The sequence below is a fragment of the Pseudomonas sp. 313 genome (genome assembly GCF_000316965.1).
In the GTDB taxonomy this organism is placed as follows: Bacteria; Pseudomonadota; Gammaproteobacteria; order Pseudomonadales; family Pseudomonadaceae; genus Chryseomonas; species Chryseomonas benzopyrenica.
The window spans coordinates 111,770-136,880 of sequence record NZ_ANBZ01000035.1; the positions used below are offsets into that span (position 1 = coordinate 111,770).

Genomic DNA, 25,111 nt, shown 5'->3' on the forward strand with positions numbered 1-25,111 from the left:
GGTCGCTAGTGGCCCGCCTGGATGCGCCAGATGCCGAAGGGCATCGACGGCTCCAGCCGTGTCCATTGGGTCTTGCCGTGCCAGGCCCAGCGGTGCCCGGTCATCAGGTCTTCGCCATAGGTAGTGGCGTGATCATCGAGGCCCAGCTCCCACAATGGCAGTTCGAAATGGCCTTCCTGGGCGTTGAAGGGATCCAGGTTGATCGCCACCAGGATGAAGTTGCCCAGGTCGTCGGTGCGTTTGCCGAAATAGAGGATCTGGTCGTTCCAGCAGGTGTAGACCTTGAGCCCCAGATGGGTTTGCAAGGCGGGGTTCTGCCGGCGGATACGGTTGAGCTGGGCGATCTCGCCCATGATGTTGCCCGGCGCATAGAAGTCGCGCGGGCGCAGCTCGTACTTCTCCGAATCCAGGTATTCCTCCTTGCCGGCCGTGAGGGGCGCGCCCTCGCAGAGCTCGAAGCCGGCGTACATGCCCCACAGACCGGAACCCATGGTGGCCAGGGCCGCGCGGATCAGGAAGCCGGGACGGCCACTGGTCTGCAGGAAGCCCGGGTTGATGTCCGGCGTGTTGACGAAGAAATTCGGCCGGTAGCAATCGCGCAGCGGCGCTTCGTTGAGCTGGGTGAAATACTCGGTCAGCTCAGCCTTGGTGTTGCGCCAGGTGAAATAGGTGTAGCTCTGGCTATAACCCACCTTGCCCAGGCGCGCCATCATCGCTGGCTTGGTGAAGGCTTCGGCGAGGAACATGACATCGGCGTCGCGCCCACGGATGTCCGCGATCAGCCATTCCCAGAACGGCAGCGGCTTGGTGTGGGGGTTGTCGACGCGGAAGATCTTCACGCCCTGCTCCACCCAGTGCCAGACCACGTCACGCAGCGCCAGCCACAAATCCGGCACGGCATCCTTGGCATAGAAGTCGACGTTGACGATGTCCTGGTACTTCTTCGGCGGGTTCTCCGCATAGCGCATGGACCCATCCGGCCGCCAGGAGAACCAGCCCGGATGTTCCTTGAGCCATGGATGGTCGGGCGAACACTGGATGGCGAAGTCCAGGGCGATCTCCAGGCCGTGGTCGGCGGCCGCGGCCACCAGGGCGCGAAAGTCCTCCAGGGTACCCAGCTCGGGATGCACGGCATCGTGGCCGCCATCGGGGCTGCCGATGGCATAGGGACTGCCCGGCTGATCCGCGCCCGCCCCCAGGGTATTGTTCTTGCCCTTGCGGTGGGCCAGGCCGATCGGATGGATCGGCGGGAAGTACAGGACATCGAAACCCATGTCGCGAACACGCGGCAATTCGCCGATCACGTTACGGAAGGTGCCGTGGCGCTGGGGGTCATCGGTGATCGAGCGTGGGAAGAGTTCGTACCAGCTGGCGAATTCGGCGCGTAGGCGCTCGATGTCCAGCGGGTATTCGATGCTGTGGGTCAGATGCACATAGGCATCCACAGGTGCCATGGCCTGGCTGGCCTCACCCGCCAGCAGCACGGCGACCTTGTCGCCCTCACTGCCCGCCTGATCGAGGCGCTGCAGTAGCGCCTCCAGCGGACCGCGCTGCTCGCCTTCAGCGCGAGACAGCGCCTGTTCCACATGGATGCGGCCTTCCTGCAACTCCAGGTTCAGGCCGACACCCGCGGCGTACTTCTTCTCGATCTCGTAGCGATAGGTGCCCCAGACGTCCCACCAGGCCTGGACCACGAATTCGTAACGACCCACGGCCGGCGGTGTGAAGCGACCGCGCCAGAGATCGTTGGTTTCCAGGGTCAGCGGAGCCTGTTGCCAGTTCTCCTCGCCCTCCTGACGCCAGAGCACGCTGGCAGCCAGCTTGTCGTGGCCATCGGCGAAGATCTTGGCGGTCACCTCGACGACCCGACCGGCGATACCTTTGGCGGCAAACTGGCCATTGTCCACGGCCGGAGTGACCGATTCGATGGCGATGCGCGGGGTCTGGGCAGCCGTGGCGGGATCGAGGGAAAGCGTGGAAAAAGAACCGGGGAGATCGGTGTTCGACATCGAGCCTGACTCCATCTAGAGACGCGTGAAAGGTCGCAGCGCTCAAGCGCTGCGACCTAGGTCATGAACCCACTACTGCTTGGCTTGCCGCCAAAGAGGCCTGGCTGGCCAACCCCTCGCAGAGGGATCGGTAACCCGTAGCGATGCCCAGGAGGACACCACTCCAGACAGCCGCGGCTCTACTGCAACCGGAAGCACTCACGCGGGTGTGTCTGAAAGAGTCTGAGCACCGAGGGCGCGCAAAAGTTCAGCCAAACGGCAATGACCGATAGCTTCTGAAAAATGGATAAAATCCCTAAATATCATCTGCTTATGACAGGAATATAAAGTGATTTATAAAAGAATAAGCCTGTGTCCCGGTATTCGCTGGGACATACCGGGACGCAGGCTGAAAGGCGGGCAATACTCAGGAACGGACGTCAGAAAAAACCTTGATAAAACGTCCTAACCCCTTGAATTAATTAGAAAGGGGTATAGGGAAGATCACGCTTATGAGCACTGCGCCGGTAAGTGTTGAGGATGATCTCCAGGGTTGCCGGGCTCACCGGCTTGCCTTCGAGGAAGTCGTCGATTTCGGCGTAGGTGATGCCGAAGGCATCTTCGTCGGCCTTGCCCGGTGAGAGGGATTCCAGATCGGCGGTGGGCACCTTGTGCACCAAATCGTCCGGCGCCCCCAGCCATTCGGCCACGGCCCGGACCCGCCGTTTGTTGAGGCCGTGCAAGGGCGTGAGATCGCAGGCGCCATCGCCGAATTTGGTATAGAAGCCCATCAGAGCCTCCGCCGCATGGTCGGTGCCTATCACCAGACCCCGACGGGCGCCGGCCACGGCGTATTGGGCGATCATGCGCTGACGCGCCTTGATGTTGCCCAGCGTGAAGTCTTCGTGGAGTTCGTCATCGAAAGCCACCTGCGCCTCGCGCACCGAGGCGAGCATGGCGTCGCTGGCCGGCTTGATGTTGACGGTATGGGTCTCGTCCGGCTGGATGAATTTGAGCGCGCGCTGGGCATCTTCCTCATCGCGCTGGACACCATAGGGCAGGCGCATGGCGATGAATCTCAGGCGTGCGTTGCCACTCTCCTCGCGCGCGCGCTCCACGGCCAGCTGCGCCAGGCGGCCGGCGGTGGAGGAATCCACGCCGCCACTGATGCCCAGCACGTAGCTCTCCTGGCCGCTGTTGAGCAGATAATCCTTGAGAAACTGGATGCGCCGCTCGGCCTCCTGGGCTGGATCGAATTGCTCGGGTACCTGCAGGGCCTGGATGATGTCGCGCTGAAGGGCTTCGGTCATCGGGCATTCTCCTCTGATTCGCGTTCGAGACGTTGATGATAGGGCACTACGGCGTTCAAGCTGTGCCGGGCCGCAGCTAGCTGCACGGCCTCACGGTCGCCGGCGAAATGCTGGGTTTCGGAATAGAGCACGATGTCGTCACCGACACGGTAGCCCCAGGCGAAACAGACGGTTCCCTGGGGAATGCCATCCGCCCCGCCCGGCCCGGCCAGACCGGTATTGGCGATGGCTATGTGGGCTGGGCTATCGCGCAGCGCGCCCTCGGCCATCTCCCGCGCGACCTCTTCACTGGTGAGGTTGTAGCGTTCGATGGTCTCGGGCTTGACGCCCAGCAGACGTTGCTTGGCTTCGGGCGAATAGACGACGTAACCGGACTCGATACAACTGCCGCTGCCAGGTATTTCCGACAGCAACCCTACTACCTTGCCCGCGGTGCAGGATTCCGCCGTGGTGAGCTGCAGCTCGTGATCCTTGAGATAGTCCAGCATGGACTCGATGGTGTTCATGATCGTCTTGCCCCAAATAGCGTTCTCCTGCGTTGGAAGAACAGCGAAATGAGGAAGTTCGAGAGCCACCGAGGGTGTTTTTTCAAGGTCAGCGGGGGTATCGATGTCAAAGTGGATACCGACGTCCGTCACCTTCCGCTCTAGCACCGACGCCTGGCGCAAGAGCCGTTTCGCTCCTTCGTCGCCCTGGAGGTCGCACAGCGCAGCGGCAAAATTCCGACCAAAGAGCACGGGGTGACCGCGCTTCTCCTGAAAAACGGGTACGACGACGCGCGCGGGGTCATGCAGCGCCAGCAGCTGTCGCGCCGTGGCGGGCTGCACGAAGGGCATGTCGCCTAGGGCGACCAGCCAACCGGATGCGTCCGGCGTCGCTCGCACCGCGGCGGCCAGGCTGTCGCCCATGCCGGTGGTGGGCAGAGTCAGCACTTCCAGGCCTTCCTCTCGGGCCAGCTCGGCGCGCCAGGGGGCTCCGCTCGCGACCACTGCCAGGCAAGGCAGATCCAGGCTCTTCCAGAGGCGAAAGGTGGCTTGCAATACTGTCGATTCGGGGTGACCGGGCAATGGTGCCTGCAGCTTGTCGTCACCGCCCGCTGCGCGGAAACGGCTACCGGCTCCGGCTGCCAGGACGAGCACCTGTACCCCTGTCATCCCTAGGCGACCTGTTCCACCGCCACCAGGGCCCGCTTCTTCTGGGTCAGGGCGATGCCGTTCTTGACCGCTACCACCTCCGCCAGCAGCGACAGCGCGATCTCCGGCGGCGTATGGCTGCCGATATGCAGGCCGATGGGGCCATGCAGGCGGTTGATGGCCGCCACTGGCACCTCCAGCTGCAGCAGCCGCTCACGACGGCGGTCATTGTTGCGCAGCGAACCCAGGGCGCCGACATAGAAGGCATCGGACTGCAGCGCCGTCAGCAACGCCAGGTCGTCCAGGCGCGGATCGTGGGTCAGGGCCACCACCGCGGTGCGTTCGTCCGGGCGGATGGACAGCACCGCATCGTCCGGCATGCCGGAGATAAAACGCGCCTCGCGCGTTTCCCACCCCTGGCGGAATTCCTCACGGGGATCGCAGACCAGCACTTCGAAATCGAGCATGGTGGCCATGTCGGCGACATAGAGCGACAGCTGACCGGCACCGATCAGCAGCAGGCGCCAGCGTGGCCCATGCACCAGGCGCAGGCGTCGTTCGTCCAGGGTGACCGGCTCGTCGCGCGTGGTGCTGGAGATCCGTACCTCGCCGGTGGCCAGGTCCAGCTCGCGCAAGGCCAGCTCATGGCCGTCGCAGCGCTGTAACAGCTGCTCCACCCAGCGCCATTCCCCGACCTGTTCCTGGACCAGACGCAGGGTACCGCCACAGGGCAGCCCGAAACGCGCCGCTTCGTCGCCGGAGACACCGTAGGTGATGATCTCCGGGCACTTCCCGGCGAACTGGCCGGCGTGCAGTCGGGCGATCAGATCGTCCTCGATGCAGCCACCGGACACGGAGCCACAGACCTGGCCATCGTCGCGCAGGGCCAGCATGGCGCCCGGCGGCCGCGGCGAGCTGCCCCAGGTCTGGACCACGGTGAACAGACTGACGCCATGGCCCTCCCGTCGCCAGGCCAGGGTCTTGCGCAAAACTTCCTGATCGACACTGTCCACGCCCTGCTCCTCTCTACCCTGCACCTGCAACGGCAAAATCGTCGTTCGGGGGTAGAACCCAACAACGAAGCGGGGTTCCCCGGGGCGGAACCGGGTGGATCGCCGGCCTATCCATAGAGGGACACCCCTCAAGGAGAACGTCCATGCCCCGCTCGATCTGGAAAGGCGCCGTCAGTTTCGGCCTGGTGCACATCCCCGTCTCGGTGGTCTCGGCGACCCGGCAGTCGGGCATCGACTTCGATTGGCTGGACGAACGCAGCCTCGACCCGGTGGGCTACAAGCGCATCAACAAGACCACCGGCAAGGAGGTGCCCAGCGAACACATCGTCAAGGGCATCGAACATGGTAAGGGCAAGTACGTGGTGCTCAGCGAGGACGAGATCCACAACGCCCTGCCCGAGGCCACCCGCACCATCGACATCCTGACCTTCGTCGAGGCGCGCGAGATCTCCATCCTGCACTTCGAGAAGCCCTATTACCTGGCGCCGGACAAGAATGGCGAAAAGGTCTATGCCCTGCTCCGTGACACCCTGAGCGCCGCCGGCAAGGTCGGGGTGGCCAACCTGGTGATGCACTCCAAGCAGCACCTGGCGGTGATCATGCCGCTGGGCGATGCGCTGGTACTCAATACCCTGCGCTGGGCCGACGAGGTGCGGTCCGCGGAAGACGTCGGACTCGAAGGGTTGAACGCCAAGGTGAGCAAGAAGGAAGTGGACATGGCCCAGCGCCTGGTGGACGACATGACCGAGCAATGGGATCCGGACCAGTACCACGACACCTTCAAGGACAACGTCATGGCCCTGGTCGAGCGCAAGCTCAAGGATGGCAAGCTCGAAGCCGTTGCTGAAGAACCCGAACCCGAAGACAGTGGCGCCGACGTCATCGACCTCACCGAATTGCTGCGCCGCAGCCTGGGTGGCAAGCAGGACAAGGCCAAGGATGCACCCAAGCCCAAGAGTTCTGGCCGCTCGACCAGTCGGCGTAGCCCTGCCGCCCGTCGCAAGGCCAAGTGAGGATCGCTGCCATGGCTCCTTCGACCAGCGAATACAACCGCAAGCGCAACTTCGACATCACCGCCGAGCCGCGTGACGAGGACAGCCCACGTCGACGCAAGGCCAAGGGCGCTCTGAGCTTCGTCATCCAGAAGCACGACGCGCGCCGTCTGCACTATGACTTCCGCCTGGAACTGGACGGCACCCTCAAGAGCTGGGCGGTGCCCAAGGGGCCCAGCCTGGACCCGGGTGAAAAGCGCCTGGCGGTGCAGGTCGAGGATCATCCCCTCGCCTATGGCAGTTTCGAGGGCAGCATTCCCGAAGGCCAGTACGGCGCGGGCGACGTCATCGTCTGGGATCGCGGCGAGTGGCAGGCCGATGGCGATGCGGCCGAGGGCTATGCCGCCGGCAAGCTCAAGTTCGAACTCAGGGGCGAAACGCTGCGCGGCCACTGGACCCTGGTGCGCACCCGGTTGCAGGGTCATAGCGACAAACCTCAGTGGTTGCTGATCAAGGAACGCGACGACCAGGCCCGTGACATCGCCGACTACGACGTGACCGCCGCCGAGCCCGACAGCGTGCTGAGCGACAAGACCCTGCCGCGCCTGGGTCAGGGCAAGCAGACCAAGGCCAGCACCCGCTCGACCAGTCCCAAGCCGCCGGCACGCAGGGCCAAGGCGCGTAAGGCCGAATTACCGGAGACCCTGGAGGCGCAACTGGCCACCCTGGTCGACAGTCCACCCGCCGGCGACTGGCTGTACGAGGTGAAATACGACGGCTACCGCCTGCTCGCCCACATCGAAGGCGGCGAGGTGCGCCTCTTCACCCGTAGCGGCAACGACTGGACCGAGCGCCTGCCGGAACAGGCCCGGGCGCTGGCCGCGCTGGGCCTCGACAACGCCTGGCTGGACGGCGAGATCGTGGTCAACGACGGCCAGGGCGTCTCCAGCTTCCAGGCGCTGCAGAATGCCTTCGAGACCGGCAAGGCCACCCGCATCGCCTATTACCTGTTCGATATGCCCTATCTGAACGGTGCGGACCTGCGCGAGGTCCCGGTCGAGCAGCGCCGCGAGCTGCTGGGCAAACTGCTGGAGGACAGCAACGGCAGCGACCTGCTGCGCTTTTCCGCCGCCTTCGAGGTGCCCGCCGATCGCATCCTGGCGAGTGCTTGCGAACTCGGTCTCGAAGGGGTGATCGGCAAGCGCCTGGGCAGCCCCTATCGTTCTCGGCGCAACAAGGACTGGATCAAGCTCAAGTGTGCCCATCGCCAGGAATTCATCATCGTCGGCTACACCCCGCCCAAGGGCGGTCGTCAGCACCTGGGTGCGCTGCTGGTGGCGCTGCATGATGAGCAAGGGGAGTTGCACTATGCTGGCAAGGTCGGCACCGGATTCACCGCAGCGATGCTCAAGCAGCTGCATGGCAGATTCCAGCCGCTGATCGTAGAGCGGCCACCCGTAGTGAATCCGCCCAAGGGCGCCGCCTACCGCGAGGTGACCTGGCTGAAGCCCGAACAGCTGTGCGAAATCGCCTACGCCGAGATGACCCAGGATCGCATCGTCCGCCAGGGCGTCTTCCATGGCCTGCGCGACGACAAGCCAGCCCGGGAGATCGGGCTGGAGGAGGCGACTCCGGCCCGGGAGGCCGAGGCGGCACGCCCCTCTGCCTCACGCCGCCCGTCCGCAGGCAAGCAGAGGGATGCCACCGTGGCCGGGGTGCGCATCAGCCATCCGGAGCGCGTCATCGACGACGCCAGTGGTGCCCGCAAGCTCGACGTGGCCGGCTATTACGCCGCCGTCGCCGACTGGCTCCTGCCGCACCTGGCCGACCGCCCCGTTGCCCTGGTCCGCACGCCCGAGGGCATCGCCGGTGAGCAGATCTTCCAGAAGCACAAGCAGACCCTCGCGATCCCTCACATGCGCGAGCTGGATCCAGCGCTGGATCCCGGCCACGCGCCACTGATGGTCATCGACAGCCGCGAGGCCCTTATCGGCGCGGCCCAGATGGGTACGGTGGAACTCCATACCTGGAATGCCGCCGCTGACCGTATCGAGCGCCCCGACCGCTTCATCCTCGATCTCGACCCTGATCCCGCCCTGCCCTGGTCGCGTATGGTGGAGGCGACGGAGCTGGTACTGACCCTGCTCGACGAGCTGGAGCTGCAGGCCTTCGTCAAGACCAGCGGCGGTCGCGGCCTGCACCTGGTGGTGCCCCTGGATCGGCGCCAGGACTGGGAGATCGTCAAGGCCTTCGCTCAGGCGGCAGCGCAGCACCTGGCCAATACCTTGCCCAAGCTCTTCGCCGCCAAGATGGGCGCGCAGAATCGCCAGGGGCGGATCTTCGTCGACTACCTGCGCAATCGCCATGGCGCCACCACGGTCAGCGCCTTTTCCCTGCGCGCCCGTCCGCACCTTGGCGTTTCGGTGCCCATCGCTCGCGAGGAGCTGTCGACCCTGGAGGCGAGCGATCAATGGCGCTTCGACTCCCTGCTGCCACGCCTCGAAGCGCTCAAGGACGATCCCTGGGCCGGGTATGCCAAGGTGCGCCAGGGCCTCACGGCGGCACGGCGCAAACGGCTGGGCGTCGAGTAGCGACGCGCCTGCCGTCGGCCAACGTACCGCCTAAGCGAAACCCCTCCGCGTTGCCCGTGGTCTGCACTAACGAGCGTTGTCGTGGACAGCGCCGTCGCCAGCCACGGGATGGAGCCGATGTCGATCGATCTGGATAACCTTCAGGACACCCTGGACGAGTGGGCCTATGACGAGGTCACTCCTGCACTGCTGCAACACCGACTCCAGATTCTCAACCAGCGCGGCCTCGATCGCCTGCCGCTGCCAGGCCAGGGGCAGACCCTGGAGCGCTGGCGCGCCCTGGCCAAGGTAGCCAATCACGACCTGGGCCTGGTCAAGCTGTACGAAGGCCACACCGACGCCCTCGCCATCCTCAGCGAACTGGATGGCTTCGTGCCGCCTCCCGGCAGCCTCTGGGGTGTCTGGGCCGCCGAGCCGCCGGATGCCCGGCTGCTGGTGCGCTATGGCGCCGACAGCATGGTCACCCTGCACGGCCGCAAGTCCTGGTGCTCCGGTGCCGCTCTGGTCAGTCACGCCCTGGTCACCGCCTGGATGGACGACCATCCGATGCTGGTGGCGGTGGAAATGAATCAACCCGGCGTCGAGGTCACTCAGGACGGCTGGCGGGCGATCGGCATGCAGCATACGGGCAGCGTCGACGTGCTGTTCGATGGTGCAGCTGGCGTACTGGTCGGTGCCCCTGGCCGTTATCTGCATCGCCCTGGCTTCTGGCACGGCGGCGGGGGCATTGCCGCCTGCTGGTATGGCTCGGCCACCGCCCTGGCCGATACCCTGCGCGCCTACTGCAAACGCCATCGCGAGCCCCATGCCCTGGCCCATCTGGGCCACGTGGATGCCGCGTTGCTCGGCGCCGCGACCGCGCTGCGTCAGGCGGCCCACTGGATAGATCAGGAGCCTGTAGCGGACGCCCGCTATCCCATCTGCCAGCTACGGGCCCTGGTCGAACAGTGCGCCGAAATCGTCGTCCGCCATACCGGCCGGGCCTTTGGCGCCGCCCCGCTATGCCGCGACGCCTACTGCGCCCGCCATATGGCGGACCTGCCGGTCTACCTGCGCCAGAGTCATGCCGAGCGTGATCTGGCGGTACTGGGTGACCTCAATCTGCTGGAGGGTGCCCCTTGGCAACTGTAGGCGATCGTCAGATTCAAGGAGCCGGCACCACGCCCGAGGCCTGGCTACAGTGGTCCGGCTTTGGCGAGATGCCGGCCATCGAGGCGTCGCAACTGGTCCCGCCCGGACATCGCGCGGTGGTCGTCGCGCCGCATCCGGACGACGAGATCCTGGGCTGCGGCGGCCTGCTCTGCCAGCTGGGTGAACTGGGTCGCCGCCTGGCGCTGGTAGCGGTCACCGATGGCGATGGTAGTCACCCGCGATCCACCCTCTGGCCCACCACCCGACTGCGCAATACCCGTCCACTGGAGACCCGCGAGGCCCTGCGCCGCCTGCGCCTGGAGCGCGCCACCGTGACGCGCCTGGCGATTCCGGATGGCCAGGTGAGCGAGCAGGAAGCCGTGCTGCAACAGCGGCTGCTGGAATTCATCACGCCCGAGGACGTGGTCTTCGCCACCTGGCGGCTGGATGGCCATCCCGATCACGAAGCCACCGGCCGCGCCGCGGTGGAAGCCTGCCGGCTGCGTGGCGCTCGCTGCATCGAAGTACCGGTCTGGACCTGGCACTGGGCCGCTCCGGGTGACCCACGGGTGCCCTGGGAAAGAGCGCGCCGCCTGGATCTGGAAGAAGACGTTTTGGCGCTGAAGAAGCATGCGGTGAATGCCTTCGGCAGTCAGTTGACCGAGGATGCCAGCACGGGACAGGGGCCGATCCTGCCGCCTGCGGTGGTCGCCCGTCTCACCCGTGCCTGGGAGGTCTATCTGACGTGACCGTCTCCATGAGCTATTTCGACTCCCTGTACGCCAGCAGTGAAGACCCCTGGGACTATCGTCATCGCTGGTACGAGGCGCGCAAGCGGGACCTGACCCTGGCCATGCTGCCCCACCGCCGCTACACCCAGGGCTACGAGCCGGGCTGTTCCACCGGTGAGCTGTCCAGGCGGCTGGCCGAGCGTTGCGAACGCCTGCTGGTCAGCGACGGCAACGCCTCCGCGGTCGCCACGGCCCGCGAGCGCCTGGCCGATCAGGCCCATGTCGAGGTACGCCACCTGCTGTTGCCGGACGCCTGGCCGGCAGGCGCCTTCGATCTCATCGTCATCAGCGAGATCGGCTACTACCTGGGCGAGAACGGCCTGGCGGCCTTGCTGGATCGCGCTCACAGCGCCCTGCTACCCGGCGGCGTCCTGCTCGGTTGCCACTGGCGCCACCCCATCGAGGGCTGCGCCCTGACCGGCGACCAGGTCCACGAACGCATGGCCGCCCTGCCCGGCCTGCATCGCCTGAGCCACCTCGAAGAATCCGATTTTCTCCTCACCCTCTGGTCCTCCGACCCCACCTCCGTCGCCCGCCGGGAGCAGCTTCTATGATAGGTGCCGTGATACCCGCTCATAACGAAGAGCAACACGTCGAACGCTGCCTGCAATCGGTGCTGCGCGCCGCGCGACATCCGGCGCTGCTGGGTGAAGCCGTCGAGATCGTCATCGTGCTGGACAGCTGCACCGACGGCACCGCCGACATCGTTCACCGCTTGCCGGTGACCGCCCTGGAGGTCTGGGCCTGCAACGTCGGCCTGACCCGGGCGACCGGTGCGGCGCACCTGATCCAGCGTGGCGCTCGCTGGCTGGCCTGCACCGATGCGGACTCCGAGGTGGCGCCGGACTGGTTCGCCGCCCAGCTCGCCTATGGCGCCGATGCCGTCTGTGGCGTAGTGGAGGTGGATGACTGGACGCCACATTCGCCTGGTCTGAGAGCCCGCTACGAGGCGGCCTATCACGACCGCGAAGGCCATCAGCACATCCATGGCGCCAACTTCGGCATTTCTACCGCAGCCTATCTGCAAGCCGGCGGCTTTCCGTCCATGACCGTGGACGAAGACGTCAGCCTGGTCACCGCGCTCAAGACCCAGGGCGCACGCATCGCCTGGAGCAACAGCGTACGCGTCCGTACCAGCTCACGGCTGGATTGCCGCGCGCGCGGCGGCTTCGGCGACTACCTGAATCTGCTTGGCGCTACCGCCTGACCCTTAGGCCCCCAGGGCGAAGGCCCCGGGTGTCGCGCCGAACTGCCGGCGAAAGGCGGCGATAAAGGCCGACGGCGAGTTGTAGCCGCAATCCAGCGCCACCTCGGTCACCGCGGCGCCCTGCTCCAGGCGCTCCAGGGCACTGATCAGCCGCAACCGCTGCCGCCAGGTTCTGAAGGTCAGCTCGGTATCCCGCAGAAAGGCCCGACTCAGGGTCTTTTCCGAGGCGCCCAGCACCCCGGACCACTGCGCCAGGGTACGATCGTCCGACGGATTGGCCGCTAGGGCCTCGCACAGCAGGCGCAGCCGGCCATCCTGGGGCGCCGGCAGCGATAGCCCCACCTCGGGCGCCGCCTGCAACTGATCCAGCATCACCGACACCAGCCTGCCCTCGGTACCGTCCTCGTCATACTCCCGGGCGAAGCCACTGAAGGTCTTGATCAGCTCACGGATCAAGGGACTCACCGCCACCACCCGACAGCGCTCACCGACATAGGGCGCCGCCTTGGCACTGACATAGAGACTGCGCATCTCCGCCTTGGGCGAGGAACGCACCTGATGCTCGACATCGGCGGCGATCCACACCGCCCGCTGCGGTGGCGCCACATAGCTGCCCTCGGCGGTGGTCACCGTGAGCACGCCCTTGATGGCATAGGACAGCTGCCCCCAGGGATGCCGGTGCCAGGGCGTCCAGGCCGGTTGCGCCAGGGATTCGACCCGGGCATAGAGGCGCCGTGGCAGGTTGGCGAGTTCGGGAACGGGACGTTCGACCGCAGACTGTCCGTTTGACGACATCATTGGGGCTTTTCGCGTTAGTCGGCTAGGTCAGGAGACGATAGCCTTGGGGCTATTCGCAGACAACCCGAGAGAGACCATGGCTCGTCCCCGCCTGATGCCCGATAACTTCACCCTAATGCTGGTCGCCACGGTGATTCTTGCCAGCGTGCTGCCCTGCCGGGGCCTCGCCGCCCAGATCGCCAACGTGGTGACCAACATCGCCATCGGCCTGCTGTTCTTCCTGCATGGCGCCAAGCTGTCGCGCCAGGCACTGGTGGCCGGCATCACCCATTGGCGGCTGCACCTGCTGGTGTTCGCCTTCACCTTCATCAGCTTTCCGCTGCTGGGCTGGGCGCTGCAGCCGCTGCTGGCGCCGCTGGTGACGCCCGAGCTCTATCTGGGCGTGCTGTTCATGTGCGCCCTGCCCGCCACGGTGCAGTCCTCCATCGCCTTCGTTTCCATGGCCCGCGGCAATGTCTCGGCGGCGGTCTGCAGCGCGTCGTTGTCCAGCCTGCTCGGTATCTTCCTCACGCCGCTGCTGGTCCGGCTGCTGCTCGACGCCCATGGCGGCTCGGATGGCCAGAGCACCCTGGATGCCATCGTCAAGATCTGCGTCCAGCTGCTGCTGCCCTTCGTCGCCGGCCAGCTGCTGCGCCCGGTGATCGGCCACTGGGTGGACCGCCACAAGGGCAAGCTCAAGTTCGTCGACCAGGGCTCCATCCTGCTGGTGGTCTATACCGCCTTCAGTGCAGCGGTGATCGAAGGCCTCTGGCGGGAGACGCCGATCCTGTCGCTGGTGGGCCTGGTGTTCATCTGCGCCACCCTGCTGACCCTGGTGCTGCTCGCCACCCGCTACAGCGCGCGGCTGCTGGGCATGAGCAAGGAAGACGAAATCACCGTGGTCTTCTGCGGCTCCAAGAAGAGCCTGGCCACGGGAGTGCCCATGGCCAAGGTGCTGTTCGCCGGCAGCACCATGGGGCCGGTGCTGCTGCCGATCATGCTGTTCCACCAGATCCAGCTGATGGTCTGCGCGGTGCTGGCCCAGCGCTACGCCAAGCGTGAGGCGGTAGCGCCTGTCACGCCCGCGGTAGCGCCGCTACCCAAGTGATGCGCGCGGCGGTGAGGCGCCCGATCAGCGCGCCTCGTCCTCGCGAACCGGTTTGCGCATGGTGACCCACTCTTCCGCGGCGGTGGGATGGATGCCCAGGGTGTCGTCGAAGCAGGCCTTGGTCGCTCCCGCCTTGAGGGCGATGGCCAGGCACTGGATCTGCTCGCCGGCGTCCGGTCCGACCATGTGACAGCCCAGCACCTGATCGCTGTCGGCATCCACCACCAGCTTCATCAGGGTGCGCTCCTGCACCTCGGTCAAGCTCAGCTTGGTCGGCCGGAAGCTGCTCTGGAAGATCTTCAGCCGGTGGCCACGCTCGCGCGCCTCTTCCTCGCTCAGGCCGATGCTAGCTAGATTGGGCAGGCTGAAGACCGCGCTGGCGATCAGGTCGTAGTTCAGCGGGCGATAGCTGTCGGGGCTGAACAGGTGTCGCGCCAGGGTCATGCCCTCGGCCAGCGCCACCGGGGTCAGTTGCACCCGACCGATGACGTCGCCGATGGCGTAGATCGATGGCTCCGTGGTCTGGAAGGTCTCGCCGACCTCGATGAAGCCGCGCTCGTCCAGGGCGACGCCGGTGTTTTCCAGGCCCAGGTCATCCAGCATCGGCCGGCGGCCAGTGGCGTAGAAGACGCAATCGGCTTCCAGGACGCGCCCGTCCTTGAGCGTCACCTGCAGGCTGCCATCGGCGGCCTTGTCGATCCGCGCCACGTCGGCATTGAACTGCAGATCATGGCCACGTTTGAGCATCTCGTCGCGCAGGTGCTCGCGCACGCCCTGGTCGAAGCCGCGCAGGAACAGTTCGCGGCGATACAGCAGGGTGGTCTTGGCGCCCAGGCCCTGGAAGATCGAGGCGAATTCCACGGCGATGTAGCCACCGCCCACCACCACCACCCGCTTGGGCAGCTCCGGCAGGTAGAAGGCTTCGTTGGAGGTGATGGCATGGTCGCGACCGGGGAAATCCGGCACGTCCGGCCAGCCACCGGTGGCGATGAGGATGCGCTCGCAGCGATAGCGCTGGCCTTCCACCTCGACGGTGTGGGGATCGAGGATGCGGGCATGGGCCTCCAGCAGGGTCACTCCGCTGTTGACCAGCAGGGCGCGGTAGATGCCGTTCAACCGGCGGATCTCGTGATCCTTGCTGGCGACCAGGGTATTCCAGTCGAAGGCCGGGACCTCGGCGTCCCAGCCATAGCCCCGGGCCTGACGGAATTCATCGCGAAAGGAAGCGCCGTAGATGAAGTATTTCTTGGGCATGCAGCCCACGTTCACACAGGTCCCGCCGAGGTAACGGCTTTCCGCTACCGCCACCCGGGCCCCGAAGTCGGCGGCGAAACGCGCCGCGCGCACGCCGCCCGAACCGGCGCCGATCACGAAGAGGTCGAAATCATAGGTCGTCATGGAGCTCTCTCTCTGCTGCTGCTGGCGCCAGCATAACGCAAGGCCACCCCGGGCAGCGGCGCGGCTGGCCAACCGCCAGAAACGACGAGGCCACCCGCAGGTGGCCTCGTCCATCGCACAGGGCGTCTTACAGCGCCTTGTACAGATTCTCGAAGCAGAAGTTGGTGGCTTCCACGAAGCCTTCCGCGCTACCGCAATCGAAACGCTGCCCCTTGAATTTGTAGGCCAGTACGCAACCGTCCTGGGCCTGCTTCATCAGGGCATCGGTGATCTGGATCTCGCCACCCTTGCCCGGCTCGGTCTGTTCGATCAGGTCGAATATGTCCGGGGTCAGGATGTAGCGGCCGATGATCGCCAGGTTGGACGGCGCATCTTCCGGCTTGGGCTTCTCGACCATGTTGTTCACCCGGTAGATGTCGTCACGGATCATCTCGCCGGCGATCACACCGTACTTGTTGGTCTCGTTGGCCGGGACTTCCTGGATGGCCACGATGGAGCAACGGAACTGGTTGTACAGCTTGACCATCTGCTTGAGGACGCTGTCGCCTTCCAGGTTCAGGCAGAGGTCGTCCGCCAGGACCACGGCGAAAGGCTCGTCACCGATCAGCGGGCGGCCGGTCAGGATGGCGTGACCCAGGCCCTTCATTTCCACCTGACGGGTGTAGGAGAAGGTGCAGTTGTCGATCAGCTTGCGAATGCCGACCAGGTACTTTTCCTTGTCGGTGTTCTTGATCTGGCTTTCCAGCTCGTAGCTGATGTCGAAATGGTCTTCCAGCGAGCGCTTGCCACGACCGGTGACGATCCCGATCTGATGCAGGCCCGCCTCCAGAGCTTCCTCCACGGCGTACTGCACCAGCGGCTTGTTCACAATGGGCAGCATTTCCTTGGGCATGGCTTTGGTCGCAGGGAGAAAACGAGTGCCATAGCCGGCTGCCGGAAACAGACATTTGGTGATCATGGGAGTCCTTTGATCTGTACGTGAAGGCAAAACGAACGGCGGTCTATCCAGCCGCTTGTCGCATACAATGCCCGAAGCGCGCGACGCTGGAAATAGCCAGGCACGGGCGCTCTGTGGACGTGCGGATACGACTCCAGGATTGCCTTCCGGTTCTGCGCAAAGCTGCAAAGAACTGCTATCGTCCAAAGTTTGGAACCAGCGTCACGACTCCGCGGATAGATCTCGACATGAAGAAATGGATGCTCCCGTTGCTGTGTGTTTCCCTCGCCGGCTGCTCCCTGGGCGGTCACCACGAGGTAGCGGAAACGCGGCCGCTCAGCGCGGAACAGACCACCCTGCTGCGCCAGAACGACCTGTTGCAGGCCAAGCTGCTGGTATTGGGTGGCAGCGAAGAACAGCTCAAGCTCGCGGATGCCCTGCTCTTGCGCAACGGCGGGACCAGTGCCGATGGCGAGGTGGAGTTCTATCGCGCGGTGATCGCCATCAAGCAGGGCCCGCAGACCGATGATGTCCTGGAATTGCTGAACGCCTCTGCCGATCATCGTTATCCGCTGGCCTATGCCCTGCTCTATCGCCTGTACACCGATCCCTTCCTGGTTCCTGAAGCGGATCCCATCCAGGCGCAGACCTACAAGAGCGCCTATGGCGAGCTGGCGGTGGCCAAGAGCGGCTATCCGTCCTTCGACAAGGCCGTGGAAGTCACCCGCCAGCTGGCGCCCTGAGCCGTCCCTCTAGCCGGCCGCTTTGCGGCCGTTCACAGTCTGGCACTGGCGAATGAGCAGCCGTTGACCTTTCCTTCATGTGAATGATGTCAATGGGCCGCACGACGGTAGCATCGAGCCTCTACCGTCCGCCGCCCAGAGCCATTCCCATGTCCTCGCTTGGCAAGCTGTCACCCGATATCGTTGCCGCCCGCACCGTGACGCAGCGGCTCGTCCTGCTGCTGATCGGGTTCTTCGCGCTGGCCATCCTGCTGACGCGGCTGCCGACCTTCATCAACGCCGCCAGTGGCGAGACCTGGCAGATCCGTGGCGGCCAGATTCCGCTGATGCAGTATCCCTCGATGCCGGAGCGCAGCGTGGTCGCCAATCGCCAACTGCTCGCCATGCTCGAACCAGGGGACCGCATCCTGGTCCTCGAAAGCGCGCCCTTCCGCCCCTGGAAGAAGGTCATGCTGATCGGCGAAGACAGTCGCATCGGCTGGATTCGCGTCACTCTGGCGCTGGGCGCGATCCGCCTGGAATGACGCCCGTCCCGGTGCGCGACGACAGCAGTCGCAGGACCCGGGTGTCATGCCAGCGATACCAGCGTTCATGGCCCAACCGTTGCGCCTGGCGATGCTCCGGATGGGCACCCCAGGCCGCGACCGCGGCCTGGTCGGTCCAATAGGACAGGGTGATGCCCAGGCCATCGGCGCCGCGTACCGATTCCACCCAGAGAAAACCCGGTTGCGCCTGCGCCAGCTCCAGCATGCGCGCCGCCATGCGCTCATAGGCCGGATCGTCGTCTGCCCGTTGCGAGACGAAGGCGATCACCACGCAATCGGGCGGCAGGTCCGGCCGGCTCATGGTTGTAGTCTCCGCGCTGCGACCACGGCCTCCAGCCAGGCGCGCACCGCGGCGGGCACCCGGCCGGTCAGCGCTTCACGCTCGGGCTGATAGAGGGTGCCGAAGTGGCAGGGCTGGGTGGCCAGCTCGAAGGCCACGGGCACCTCTTCCTCATCCCAGGCCAGTACCCGCCAGCCGGCGGCGAGCAAGGCCGGCAGGTACTCGGGATTTACGCCGAAGCGACAGTGATAGCTGGCCTGCGCCCGCAGACCGCCCTCGCCCTCCGCCAGGCGCGAACCAGGCTCCAGGCGGAGATCATTGTGATACTCGATGCGGGCACAGCTCAGGGGCGCCAGCAGCGCTCGCGACGTCAGCGGATCCTCCTCGGCGTGGGCCGCATCCGTCCAGCCCAACACGGCATGAGCGTACTCCAGCAGGGCGTACTGCAGCCCGCCACAGGTACCGAGAAAGGGAATCCGCCGTTCACGGGCGGTGCGAATGCTCGCCAGCACCCCGTCTCGATTACGGTATGGACTACCCGGCACGCACCAGAGGCCATCGCACTCAGCCAGGGCGCCATCGGCCGCCACACTCGGCAGCCAGCGTGATCGCAACGTGATGCCCAATGTCCTGGCGGTCAGCGCCAGGGCCTGGGGGATGGCCTGATGAGCCACGATGGAAGCGTCCTGGTCACCCAGGAGCACGATTTCGTACGACGTCATGACGGATACCTGCAGGCGTAGGAGGTCCGACCGACTCTAGGGCGTCGAGGCCGCAGTTTTAATAGGCGTCGCGGACAGCAGGCCTTGCGCCACTGCCCTGTTGGTCACCGTCCAGTCAGGCGAGCCAAAAAAAGCGCCCGGTACCGCTGATGTACCGGGCGCCGGATACCACGCGATCAGGGCGCCGGATTGGGCTGGTCGACGTGGATGGCTTCGATGGCGGCCAGGGTGTCCTGGTCCAGTACCAATTCGCTGCTCGCCAGGTTGCTTTCCAGCTGAACGAGCGAGGTGGCGCCGATGATGTTGCTGGTCACGAAGGGCCGGCTGGTGACGAAGGCCAGAGCCATCTGCGCCGGATCCAGACCGCGTTCCCGTGCCAGCTCGACATAGGCCTGGGCAGCCCTTTGCGCCTGGGGATTACTGTAGCGCTGGAAGCGTTCGAACAGGGTCAGCCGCGCCCCTTCCGGGCGCGCGCCCTGCAGGTACTTGCCCGCCAGCACGCCGAAGGCCAGCGGCGAATAGGCCAGCAGGCCCACCTGCTCGCGGATGGCCTGCTCGGCCAGGCCCACCTCGAAGCTGCGATTGAGCAGGTTGTAGGGATTCTGGATGGAGACCACCCGCGGCCAACCCCGGGTCTCGCTCAGGTGCAGGAATTGCTGGACGCCCCAGGGCGTCTCGTTGGACAGCCCCACATGGCGGACCTTGCCCGCGCGCACCAGGCCGTCGAGGGCCTCCAGGGTCTCTTCGAGGGGCGTGAAGGCCGCCTCGCTGTGCTCGTAGCCCAGCTGACCGAAGTAGTTGGTGCGGCGATCCGGCCAGTGCAGCTGGTAGAGATCCAGATAGTCGGTGTTGAGCCGCTGGAGACTGGCCTCCAACGCCGCGGTGAGATTGGCCTTGGTAAAGGCCAGACCACCCTCGCGGATATAGTCCATGTCGCGCCCCGGACCGGCCGCTTTGCTGGCCAACACCCAGTCGGCGCGATCGCCATGCCGACGGAAGTAGTTGCCGATGATGGTCTCGGTGCGGGTATAGGTCTCGGCACGTGGCGGCACCGGATACATCTCCGCCGTGTCGATGAAATTGACCCCAGCGGCCTTGGCGGCGCGCAGTTGTTCGAAGGCCTCGGCCTCGGTGTTCTGCTCACCCCAGGTCATGGTGCCCAGCGCGATGGCGCTAACCTTGAGATCGGTACGACCCAGCGATCGAAAGTGCATCAGGAAGCTCTCTGTCGGTGCGGAAGTCGTACAAGTTAGCAGGAGGCTGCCCGCTCTGCCCATCGCGCTGATGAGCCTTTCGATCGGGCGCCGACCACCGCACCCTCGCCAGGCGAGCCGCGAATCCGTAGAATGTCGCCCCGCCTCAGCGCCCTGGGTTCCCTCACCCCAGGTAACCAAAAAAGGACTGCCCATGTGTGCCTTGCTTGCCACCCCGCAGCGTGCCCTCGTGGCCGCGCTCGTCGCCTTCCATATCCTCATCATCATCGCCAGCAACTACCTGGTGCAGTTGCCGCTGCAGCTGTTCGGCTGGCACACCACCTGGGGCGCCTTCAGCTTTCCCTTCATCTTTCTCGCCACCGACCTCACCGTCCGGGTGATGGGCAAGGCGCCGGCCCGCCAGGTCATCGCCCGGGTCATGCTCCCAGCCCTGGTGGTTTCCTACGCGGTCTCGGTGCTGTTCCAGGACGGCAGCTTCCAGGGCTGGGCGGCGCTGGCCGCGCTCAACGTCTTCGTCCTGCGCATCTCCCTGGCCAGCTTCTGCGCCTATGTGCTCGGCCAGCTGCTCGACATCCAGGTGTTCGACCGGCTGCGGCGTTCGCGCCACTGGTGGCTGGCGCCTACGGTCTCGACCCTGTTCGGCAACGCCCTCGATACCCTGGCCTTCTTTTCCATCGCCTTCTGGCACAGCGACAATCCCTTCATGGCCAGCCACTGGCCGGAGATCGCTCTGGTGGACTACGGCGTCAAGCTGACGGTCAGCCTGCTGCTCTTCGTCCCCCTCTACGGCGTGCTGCTGCGCTCGTTGGTGCCCCAGGCCTGGGCGCGTCGTCCGGACCTCGCCTGAGGCCAGGATTGCTGGCGGGCGAGGCTTGGCCCTAGAGTGATGCCCTCTTCACTGCCCAGGGTCCCGCCATGCTCGCCACTGCCCTCGCCCGCTTTCCGCGCCTGACGCTGCAACCCTCGGCGACCCCGCTGGAGGTCCTGCCGCGGCTCTCGGCGGAGCTGGGCCGACCGGTCTACTGCAAGCGCGACGACACCACTAGCCTGGCCCTGGGCGGCAACAAGGTGCGCAAGCTGGAATACCTGGTCGCCGAGGCGCTGGCCGCCGGCGCCGACACCCTGGTGACCGCCGGGGCCATCCAGTCCAATCATGTCCGTCAGACCGCCGCCGTCGCCGCGCAACAGGGCCTGGCCTGCGTCGCCCTGCTGGAAAATCCCATCGCCACCGCGGATCACGGCTATCTGCACGGCGGCAATCGCCTGCTGCTGGAACTGTTCGGTGCCGAGATCAAGTCGGTCGCCGCACTCGACGACCCGGTCCGCCAGCTGGAGGCCGAAGCCGCGCGCCTGCGCCAGCAAGGACGCAAGCCCTGGGTGATCCCCATTGGCGGCTCCAGCGCCCTGGGCGCCCTCGGCTATGTGCGTGCGGGTCTGGAACTGGACGCTCAGTTGGACGCCCTGGACCTGCAACCCGCGGCCATCATCCTGGCCTCCGGCAGTGCCGGCACCCAGGCCGGCCTGGATCTGGCCTTGCACCATTTGCGCCCCGACCTGCCGGTGATCGGCGTCACCGTCTCCCGTACCCAGGCCGACCAGTTGCCCAAGGTCACCCAGCTGCGCCAGCAATTGGCCGAGCTGCTGGGCGTCGCGCTGTCCCAGGATCCGCCGCAACTGCGCGACGGCTACTTCGGCCCCCGCTATGGCGAACCCAATGCCGGCACCCTGGCGGCCATCCGCCGGCTGGGCCGGCTGGAAGGCCTGGTGCTCGACCCGGTCTACACTGGCAAGGCCATGGCGGGCCTGCTGGACCTGGTGGCGAGCGGCGCCCTGCCACCCGGCCCGCTGGTCTTCCTGCACACCGGCGGCGCGCCGGGCACCTTCGCCTATGGCGACTGGTTGGCGTGATCGGCTAGCCAACGAACTGGACGATGGCATAACGTCAGCAGTTCTCGGACTTGGGATGTCAGATCAGACACCCCCATAGTGGCGCACCCTCACAACCTCAAGGATTTCCTTCATGCGCAAGCCTCTCCCCCAGCGTCTGCTCCGTAGCGCCGCCCTGCTGTTGGCCCTGGGCCTGGCCCACCAGGCCACCGCCCAGGCGGAAGACCTCCTGCAGACCGTCAAGCAGCGCGGCGAACTCGTCGTCGGCCTGGAAGGCACCTACCCACCCTTCAGCTTCCAGAACGAACAGGGCCAACTGACCGGGTTCGAAGTGGACTTCGCCAAGGCCCTGGCCAAGGAACTGGGCGTCGATGCCAAGATTCAGCCCGGCAAGTGGGATGGCCTGCTGGCCGCCCTGGAATCCCGTCGTCTGGACGTGGTGATCAACCAGGTCACCATCAGCGACGAGCGCAAGAAGAAATACGATTTCTCCACCCCCTACACCGTCTCCGGCATCCAGGCCCTGGTGCGCAAGGACGACGTCGACAGTATCAAGACCGCCGCCGATCTCGCCGGGAAGAAGGTCGGTGTCGGCCTGGGAACCAACTACGAGCAATGGCTGCGCCAGAACGTACCCAAGGCGGACGTGCGCACCTACGAAGACGATCCCACCAAGTACCAGGACCTGCGCGTCGGCCGCATCGACGCCATCCTCGTCGACCGCCTGGCCGCCCTGGAATTGCTGTCCAAGACCAAGGATCGTCTGGCCCTGGCCGGCGAACCTTTCAGCCGCCAGGAGTCGGGCATCGCCGAACGCAAGGGTGATCCGGAATTCCATGCCGCGGTCGACCAGGCCATCGCCAAGTTGCGCGCCGACGGCACCCTGGCCAAGATCTCCGAGAAGTGGTTCAAGGCCGACGTCACCCAATGAGCGACACGCTACAGCTCCTGCTCGATTCGCTGCCCTTCCTCCTGAAGGGCGCGATCTGGACCGTGGTCCTCAGCCTCGGCGGCATGTTCTTCGGCCTGTTGCTGGGCTTCGGCCTGGCCCTGCTGCGCCGTTCGCACAGTCTGCCGCTGCGCAGCCTGGCGCGGCTGTACATCTCGTTCTTCCGGGGTACGCCGCTGCTGGTGCAGCTGTTCGTCATCTACTACGGCCTGCCTGAGCTGGGTCTGCAGCTCGATCCGCTGCCGGCGGCGCTGATCGGCTTCTCGCTGAACATGGCCGCCTACACCGCGGAAATCATCCGCTCGGCCATCGGCGCCATCGACCGCGGCCAGTGGGAAGCCGCCGCCAGCATCGGCATGACGCCCTTGCAGACCCTAAGGCGGGCCATCCTGCCCCAGGCCCTGCGCATCGCCCTGCCGCCACTGGGCAACAGCTTCATCTCGCTGGTGAAGGACACCTCGCTGGCCGCCACCATCCAGGTGCCTGAGCTGTTCCGCCAGGCCCAGCTGATCACTGCCCGCACCTTCGAGATCTTCAGTCTCTACCTGGCGGCAGCACTGCTCTACTGGGTGCTGGCGAGCCTGCTGTCGACCCTGCAGAACCGCCTGGAGCGGCACTACGGCCGCCACATCAACGAACGAGGCCCGTCATGATCGAGGTGCAGGGGCTGTCCAAGTACTTTCAACAGCAGACCGTGCTCCAGGCCATCGACCTCCAGGTGGCTCAAGGCGAGGTGGTGGCCATCATCGGTCCCAGCGGCTCGGGGAAGACCACCCTGCTGCGTTGCCTGAATCTGCTGGAGACACCAGAGGCCGGGAGCATCCGCCTGGGGGACCTGCGCATCGATGCCAACCGGCCGCTGAAGGCCCAGCAGGGCAGCATTCGCACGTTGCGCCAGCGCATGGGCTTCGTCTTCCAGAACTTCAATCTGTTTCCCCATCGCACCGCGCTGGAGAACGTGATCGAGGGTCCCCTCATCGTCCAGGGCGAGCCGCGCGACACCGCCCTCGTCCGCGGTCGCGAGCTGCTGGCCAAGGTCGGGTTGGCCGACAAGGTCGACAGCTATCCAGGGCAGCTATCGGGTGGCCAGCAGCAGCGGGTCGCCATCGCCCGGGCGCTGGCCATGCGCCCCCAGGCCATCCTCTTTGACGAACCCACCTCGGCGCTGGATCCCGAACGGGTCGGCGAGGTGCTGGAGACCATCCGCGGGCTGGCCCAGGAGGGTCGCACCCTGCTCATCGTCACCCACGAGATGGCCTTCGCCCGCGACGTCGCCCACCGGGTGCTGTTCATGGACGGTGGACGCATCGTCGAGCAGGGCCCGGCGGCCGAGTTGTTCAATCACCCACGCGAGGAACGAACCCGGCGCTTTCTCGCCAAGTTCGCTCGTGACAACGCCGCCGACTACTCCTGAGCCAGACCGGCGCAGCCCTGCAGGCTGGCCTGGCTGACGTTGCTGTTGGCCGGCACGCCATGGGTCAGCCAGACGTTGCCGCCGATGGTCGAGCCCTGGCCGATGGTGATGCGCCCGAGGATGGTCGCTCCGGCATAGATCACCACGTCGTCCTCGACGATGGGGTGGCGCGGGTGCCCCTTCTTGAGGTTGCCCTCGGCATCGGCCGGGAAGCGCTTGGCGCCCAGGGTCACGGCCTGATAGATGCGTACCCGGTCACCGATGATGCAAGTCTCGCCAATCACCACGCCCGTGCCATGGTCGATGAAGAAGCCTTCGCCGATCTGGGCGCCCGGGTGGATATCGATCCCGGTCGCCGAATGCGCCCGCTCACTGACCATGCGCGCCAGCAACGGCAAACCGCTGCGATAGAAGTGATGGGCGATGCGGTGATGGATCATCGCATGGATGCCCGGATAGCAGAGCAGCACCTCGTCCACGCTGCGCGCCGCGGGATCACCCTGGTAGGCGGCGATCACGTCGGTATCCAGCAGACGGCGCAGGTCCGGTAACGCCAGGGCGAAGGCCTGCACCAGCCGGCGCGCCTCGTCGGCGCGATTGACGCCATTCTCGCCACGTTGCTTGGCGAAATAGTCCAGCTCCAGCTTTGCCTGGATCATCAACGCATTGAGCGCGCGCTCCAGCTCGAAGCCGACATAGAAGTCCTCGCTTTCCTGGCGCAACTGATCCGGACCGAGGCGCAGCGGAAAGAGCGCACCGCTCAGGGATTCGATCACGCTGGCCATGACGCTGCGCGACGGCAATTCGCGGCCGCTGAATTCGCGGAAGCGTCCATGGGTCTCGCGCCATTGGCTGCGCGCCTCATGCAGTTCACCGACGATCCGTCCTAGTTGCCAGTCATTGCCGCCCGTGGATTGCCCGTTAAGTTCGCTCATAAGTCATCTATCCAGTTGCCAGGCTGACGAGGATAAAGTATCCGCT

Annotated in this window: 25 protein-coding genes and 1 pseudogene; 14 read left to right on the forward strand and 12 right to left on the reverse strand. The window is 65.6% G+C overall.

Annotated features, from left to right (window positions below; genetic code table 11):
* Positions 1-5: 5 nt before the first annotated feature.
* The 5 genes and pseudogenes from C722_RS0107720 to C722_RS0107735 form a co-directional block, all read right to left on the reverse strand.
* Complete coding sequence (locus C722_RS0107720) at positions 6-2,009, reverse strand: alpha-1,4-glucan--maltose-1-phosphate maltosyltransferase (RefSeq protein WP_017639953.1); 2,004 nt, start codon at positions 2,007-2,009, stop codon at positions 6-8.
* Positions 2,010-2,470: 461 nt separating this feature from the next.
* The gene (gene nadE, locus C722_RS0107725; protein ID WP_017639954.1) at positions 2,471-3,298 is read right to left on the reverse strand and encodes an ammonia-dependent NAD(+) synthetase; all 828 of its coding nucleotides are present in this window, start codon (positions 3,296-3,298) and stop codon (positions 2,471-2,473) included.
* A complete protein-coding gene (locus C722_RS26685) occupies positions 3,295-3,804 on the reverse strand; it encodes a CinA family protein (protein ID WP_026083717.1) in 510 nt (169 codons plus the stop codon). The genes nadE and C722_RS26685 overlap by 4 nt, the downstream gene beginning before the upstream one ends.
* Before the next feature lie 162 nt (positions 3,805-3,966).
* Positions 3,967-4,452, reverse strand: a pseudogene (locus C722_RS26690) (NTP transferase domain-containing protein); the annotation flags it as partial.
* A 2-nt stretch (positions 4,453-4,454) separates the two neighbouring features.
* Positions 4,455-5,444: an XdhC family protein gene (locus C722_RS0107735; protein WP_017639956.1), complete on the reverse strand. Its 990-nt coding sequence runs from the start codon at positions 5,442-5,444 to the stop codon at positions 4,455-4,457.
* Between the two features lie 143 nt (positions 5,445-5,587).
* On the opposite strand from C722_RS0107735, the gene C722_RS0107740 reads away from it, so the two are divergent.
* The 6 genes from C722_RS0107740 to C722_RS0107765 all read left to right on the forward strand — a co-directional run bounded on the left by C722_RS0107740 (position 5,588) and on the right by C722_RS0107765 (position 12,156).
* Complete coding sequence (locus C722_RS0107740) at positions 5,588-6,457, forward strand: Ku protein (protein ID WP_017639957.1); 870 nt, start codon at positions 5,588-5,590, stop codon at positions 6,455-6,457.
* 11 nt (positions 6,458-6,468) lie between these two features.
* Positions 6,469-9,027, forward strand: a complete 2,559-nt coding sequence (gene ligD / locus C722_RS0107745) for a DNA ligase D (protein ID WP_017639958.1) — start codon at positions 6,469-6,471, stop codon at positions 9,025-9,027.
* 117 nt (positions 9,028-9,144) lie between these two features.
* Positions 9,145-10,158 (forward strand): acyl-CoA dehydrogenase, encoded by a 1,014-nt coding sequence (locus C722_RS0107750; protein ID WP_371099775.1) that lies wholly within the window; start codon positions 9,145-9,147, stop codon positions 10,156-10,158.
* On the forward strand, positions 10,146-10,907 hold the full coding sequence (locus C722_RS0107755) for a PIG-L deacetylase family protein (protein WP_256204528.1): 762 nt from the start codon (positions 10,146-10,148) through the stop codon (positions 10,905-10,907). Before C722_RS0107750 ends, C722_RS0107755 begins: the two co-directional genes overlap by 13 nt.
* Positions 10,904-11,503, forward strand: a complete 600-nt coding sequence (locus C722_RS0107760; protein ID WP_017639961.1) for a trans-aconitate 2-methyltransferase — start codon at positions 10,904-10,906, stop codon at positions 11,501-11,503. The genes C722_RS0107755 and C722_RS0107760 overlap by 4 nt, the downstream gene beginning before the upstream one ends.
* Complete coding sequence (locus C722_RS0107765) at positions 11,500-12,156, forward strand: glycosyltransferase family 2 protein (RefSeq protein ID WP_017639962.1); 657 nt, start codon at positions 11,500-11,502, stop codon at positions 12,154-12,156. The genes C722_RS0107760 and C722_RS0107765 overlap by 4 nt, the downstream gene beginning before the upstream one ends.
* A 3-nt stretch (positions 12,157-12,159) precedes the next feature.
* Here the strand turns inward: C722_RS0107765 and C722_RS0107770 are convergent, their stop codons facing one another.
* Positions 12,160-12,954: a helix-turn-helix domain-containing protein gene (locus tag C722_RS0107770; protein WP_017639963.1), complete on the reverse strand. Its 795-nt coding sequence runs from the start codon at positions 12,952-12,954 to the stop codon at positions 12,160-12,162.
* A gap of 76 nt (positions 12,955-13,030) precedes the next feature.
* Between C722_RS0107770 and C722_RS0107775 the strand changes: the two genes are divergently transcribed.
* A complete protein-coding gene (locus C722_RS0107775; protein WP_017639964.1) occupies positions 13,031-14,041 on the forward strand; it encodes a bile acid:sodium symporter family protein in 1,011 nt (336 codons plus the stop codon).
* Positions 14,042-14,065: 24 nt separating this feature from the next.
* On the opposite strand, the gene gorA is transcribed toward C722_RS0107775, so the two are convergent.
* Together gorA and galU are read right to left on the reverse strand one after the other, a co-directional pair.
* A complete protein-coding gene (gorA, locus tag C722_RS0107780; protein ID WP_017639965.1) occupies positions 14,066-15,439 on the reverse strand; it encodes a glutathione-disulfide reductase in 1,374 nt (457 codons plus the stop codon).
* A gap of 127 nt (positions 15,440-15,566) precedes the next feature.
* Positions 15,567-16,397: a UTP--glucose-1-phosphate uridylyltransferase GalU gene (gene galU, locus C722_RS0107785; protein ID WP_007161840.1), complete on the reverse strand. Its 831-nt coding sequence runs from the start codon at positions 16,395-16,397 to the stop codon at positions 15,567-15,569.
* A gap of 239 nt (positions 16,398-16,636) precedes the next feature.
* On the opposite strand from galU, the gene C722_RS0107790 reads away from it, so the two are divergent.
* The gene (locus C722_RS0107790) at positions 16,637-17,119 is read left to right on the forward strand and encodes a hypothetical protein (RefSeq protein WP_231355378.1); all 483 of its coding nucleotides are present in this window, start codon (positions 16,637-16,639) and stop codon (positions 17,117-17,119) included.
* Between the two features lie 149 nt (positions 17,120-17,268).
* Positions 17,269-17,643 carry a hypothetical protein gene (locus C722_RS0107795; RefSeq protein ID WP_017639967.1) on the forward strand — a complete coding sequence of 125 codons (375 nt, stop codon included), beginning with the start codon at positions 17,269-17,271 and terminating at the stop codon, positions 17,641-17,643.
* Here the strand turns inward: C722_RS0107795 and C722_RS0107800 are convergent.
* The 3 genes from C722_RS0107800 to C722_RS0107810 all read right to left on the reverse strand — a co-directional run bounded on the left by C722_RS0107800 (position 17,609) and on the right by C722_RS0107810 (position 19,880).
* On the reverse strand, positions 17,609-17,965 hold the full coding sequence (locus tag C722_RS0107800; protein ID WP_017639968.1) for an antibiotic biosynthesis monooxygenase: 357 nt from the start codon (positions 17,963-17,965) through the stop codon (positions 17,609-17,611). The two genes, C722_RS0107795 and C722_RS0107800, sit on opposite strands and share 35 nt — an antisense overlap.
* A complete protein-coding gene (locus C722_RS0107805) occupies positions 17,962-18,666 on the reverse strand; it encodes a hypothetical protein (RefSeq protein WP_017639969.1) in 705 nt (234 codons plus the stop codon). The genes C722_RS0107800 and C722_RS0107805 overlap by 4 nt, the downstream gene beginning before the upstream one ends.
* 176 nt (positions 18,667-18,842) lie before the next feature.
* The gene (locus C722_RS0107810) at positions 18,843-19,880 is read right to left on the reverse strand and encodes an NADP(H)-dependent aldo-keto reductase (protein ID WP_017639970.1); all 1,038 of its coding nucleotides are present in this window, start codon (positions 19,878-19,880) and stop codon (positions 18,843-18,845) included.
* A 193-nt stretch (positions 19,881-20,073) separates the two neighbouring features.
* Here C722_RS0107810 and C722_RS24735 point away from each other — a divergent pair, with 193 nt between their 5' ends.
* The 5 genes from C722_RS24735 to tcyN all read left to right on the forward strand — a co-directional run bounded on the left by C722_RS24735 (position 20,074) and on the right by tcyN (position 24,130).
* Complete coding sequence (locus C722_RS24735; RefSeq protein ID WP_017639971.1) at positions 20,074-20,727, forward strand: 7-cyano-7-deazaguanine/7-aminomethyl-7-deazaguanine transporter; 654 nt, start codon at positions 20,074-20,076, stop codon at positions 20,725-20,727.
* 68 nt (positions 20,728-20,795) lie between these two features.
* Entirely contained in the window at positions 20,796-21,788 is a 993-nt protein-coding gene (locus C722_RS0107820; protein WP_017639972.1) for a D-cysteine desulfhydrase, read from the forward strand.
* 112 nt (positions 21,789-21,900) lie between these two features.
* Positions 21,901-22,698 (forward strand): cystine ABC transporter substrate-binding protein, encoded by a 798-nt coding sequence (tcyJ, locus tag C722_RS0107825; protein WP_017639973.1) that lies wholly within the window; start codon positions 21,901-21,903, stop codon positions 22,696-22,698.
* Positions 22,695-23,369, forward strand: a complete 675-nt coding sequence (gene tcyL, locus C722_RS0107830; protein ID WP_017639974.1) for a cystine ABC transporter permease — start codon at positions 22,695-22,697, stop codon at positions 23,367-23,369. Before tcyJ ends, tcyL begins: the two co-directional genes overlap by 4 nt.
* Positions 23,366-24,130 carry an L-cystine ABC transporter ATP-binding protein TcyN gene (gene tcyN / locus C722_RS0107835; RefSeq protein ID WP_017639975.1) on the forward strand — a complete coding sequence of 255 codons (765 nt, stop codon included), beginning with the start codon at positions 23,366-23,368 and terminating at the stop codon, positions 24,128-24,130. The genes tcyL and tcyN overlap by 4 nt, the downstream gene beginning before the upstream one ends.
* Here tcyN and epsC read toward each other — a convergent pair.
* Positions 24,121-25,065 carry a serine O-acetyltransferase EpsC gene (gene epsC / locus C722_RS0107840; protein WP_017639976.1) on the reverse strand — a complete coding sequence of 315 codons (945 nt, stop codon included), beginning with the start codon at positions 25,063-25,065 and terminating at the stop codon, positions 24,121-24,123. The two genes, tcyN and epsC, sit on opposite strands and share 10 nt — an antisense overlap.
* Positions 25,066-25,111: the final 46 nt, after the last annotated feature.

Bases quoted from the DNA above. Each gene is read 5' to 3' on its own strand.
- C722_RS0107720 (WP_017639953.1), bottom strand. From the start codon at position 2,009: ATGTCGAACACCGATCTCCCCGGTTCTTTTTCCACGCTTTCCCTCGAT.
- nadE (WP_017639954.1), bottom strand. From the start codon at position 3,298: ATGACCGAAGCCCTTCAGCGCGACATCATCCAGGCCCTGCAGGTACCC.
- C722_RS26685 (WP_026083717.1), bottom strand. From the start codon at position 3,804: ATGAACACCATCGAGTCCATGCTGGACTATCTCAAGGATCACGAGCTG.
- C722_RS0107740 (WP_017639957.1), top strand. From the start codon at position 5,588: ATGCCCCGCTCGATCTGGAAAGGCGCCGTCAGTTTCGGCCTGGTGCAC.
- ligD (WP_017639958.1), top strand. From the start codon at position 6,469: ATGGCTCCTTCGACCAGCGAATACAACCGCAAGCGCAACTTCGACATC.
- C722_RS0107750 (WP_371099775.1), top strand. From the start codon at position 9,145: ATGTCGATCGATCTGGATAACCTTCAGGACACCCTGGACGAGTGGGCC.
- C722_RS0107765 (WP_017639962.1), top strand. From the start codon at position 11,500: ATGATAGGTGCCGTGATACCCGCTCATAACGAAGAGCAACACGTCGAA.
- C722_RS0107770 (WP_017639963.1), bottom strand. From the start codon at position 12,954: ATGATGTCGTCAAACGGACAGTCTGCGGTCGAACGTCCCGTTCCCGAA.
- C722_RS0107775 (WP_017639964.1), top strand. From the start codon at position 13,031: ATGGCTCGTCCCCGCCTGATGCCCGATAACTTCACCCTAATGCTGGTC.
- gorA (WP_017639965.1), bottom strand. From the start codon at position 15,439: ATGACGACCTATGATTTCGACCTCTTCGTGATCGGCGCCGGTTCGGGC.
- galU (WP_007161840.1), bottom strand. From the start codon at position 16,397: ATGATCACCAAATGTCTGTTTCCGGCAGCCGGCTATGGCACTCGTTTT.
- C722_RS0107790 (WP_231355378.1), top strand. From the start codon at position 16,637: ATGCTCCCGTTGCTGTGTGTTTCCCTCGCCGGCTGCTCCCTGGGCGGT.
- C722_RS0107795 (WP_017639967.1), top strand. From the start codon at position 17,269: ATGTCCTCGCTTGGCAAGCTGTCACCCGATATCGTTGCCGCCCGCACC.
- C722_RS0107800 (WP_017639968.1), bottom strand. From the start codon at position 17,965: ATGAGCCGGCCGGACCTGCCGCCCGATTGCGTGGTGATCGCCTTCGTC.
- C722_RS0107805 (WP_017639969.1), bottom strand. From the start codon at position 18,666: ATGACGTCGTACGAAATCGTGCTCCTGGGTGACCAGGACGCTTCCATC.
- C722_RS0107810 (WP_017639970.1), bottom strand. From the start codon at position 19,880: ATGCACTTTCGATCGCTGGGTCGTACCGATCTCAAGGTTAGCGCCATC.
- C722_RS24735 (WP_017639971.1), top strand. From the start codon at position 20,074: ATGTGTGCCTTGCTTGCCACCCCGCAGCGTGCCCTCGTGGCCGCGCTC.
- C722_RS0107820 (WP_017639972.1), top strand. From the start codon at position 20,796: ATGCTCGCCACTGCCCTCGCCCGCTTTCCGCGCCTGACGCTGCAACCC.
- tcyJ (WP_017639973.1), top strand. From the start codon at position 21,901: ATGCGCAAGCCTCTCCCCCAGCGTCTGCTCCGTAGCGCCGCCCTGCTG.
- tcyL (WP_017639974.1), top strand. From the start codon at position 22,695: ATGAGCGACACGCTACAGCTCCTGCTCGATTCGCTGCCCTTCCTCCTG.
- tcyN (WP_017639975.1), top strand. From the start codon at position 23,366: ATGATCGAGGTGCAGGGGCTGTCCAAGTACTTTCAACAGCAGACCGTG.
- epsC (WP_017639976.1), bottom strand. From the start codon at position 25,065: ATGAGCGAACTTAACGGGCAATCCACGGGCGGCAATGACTGGCAACTA.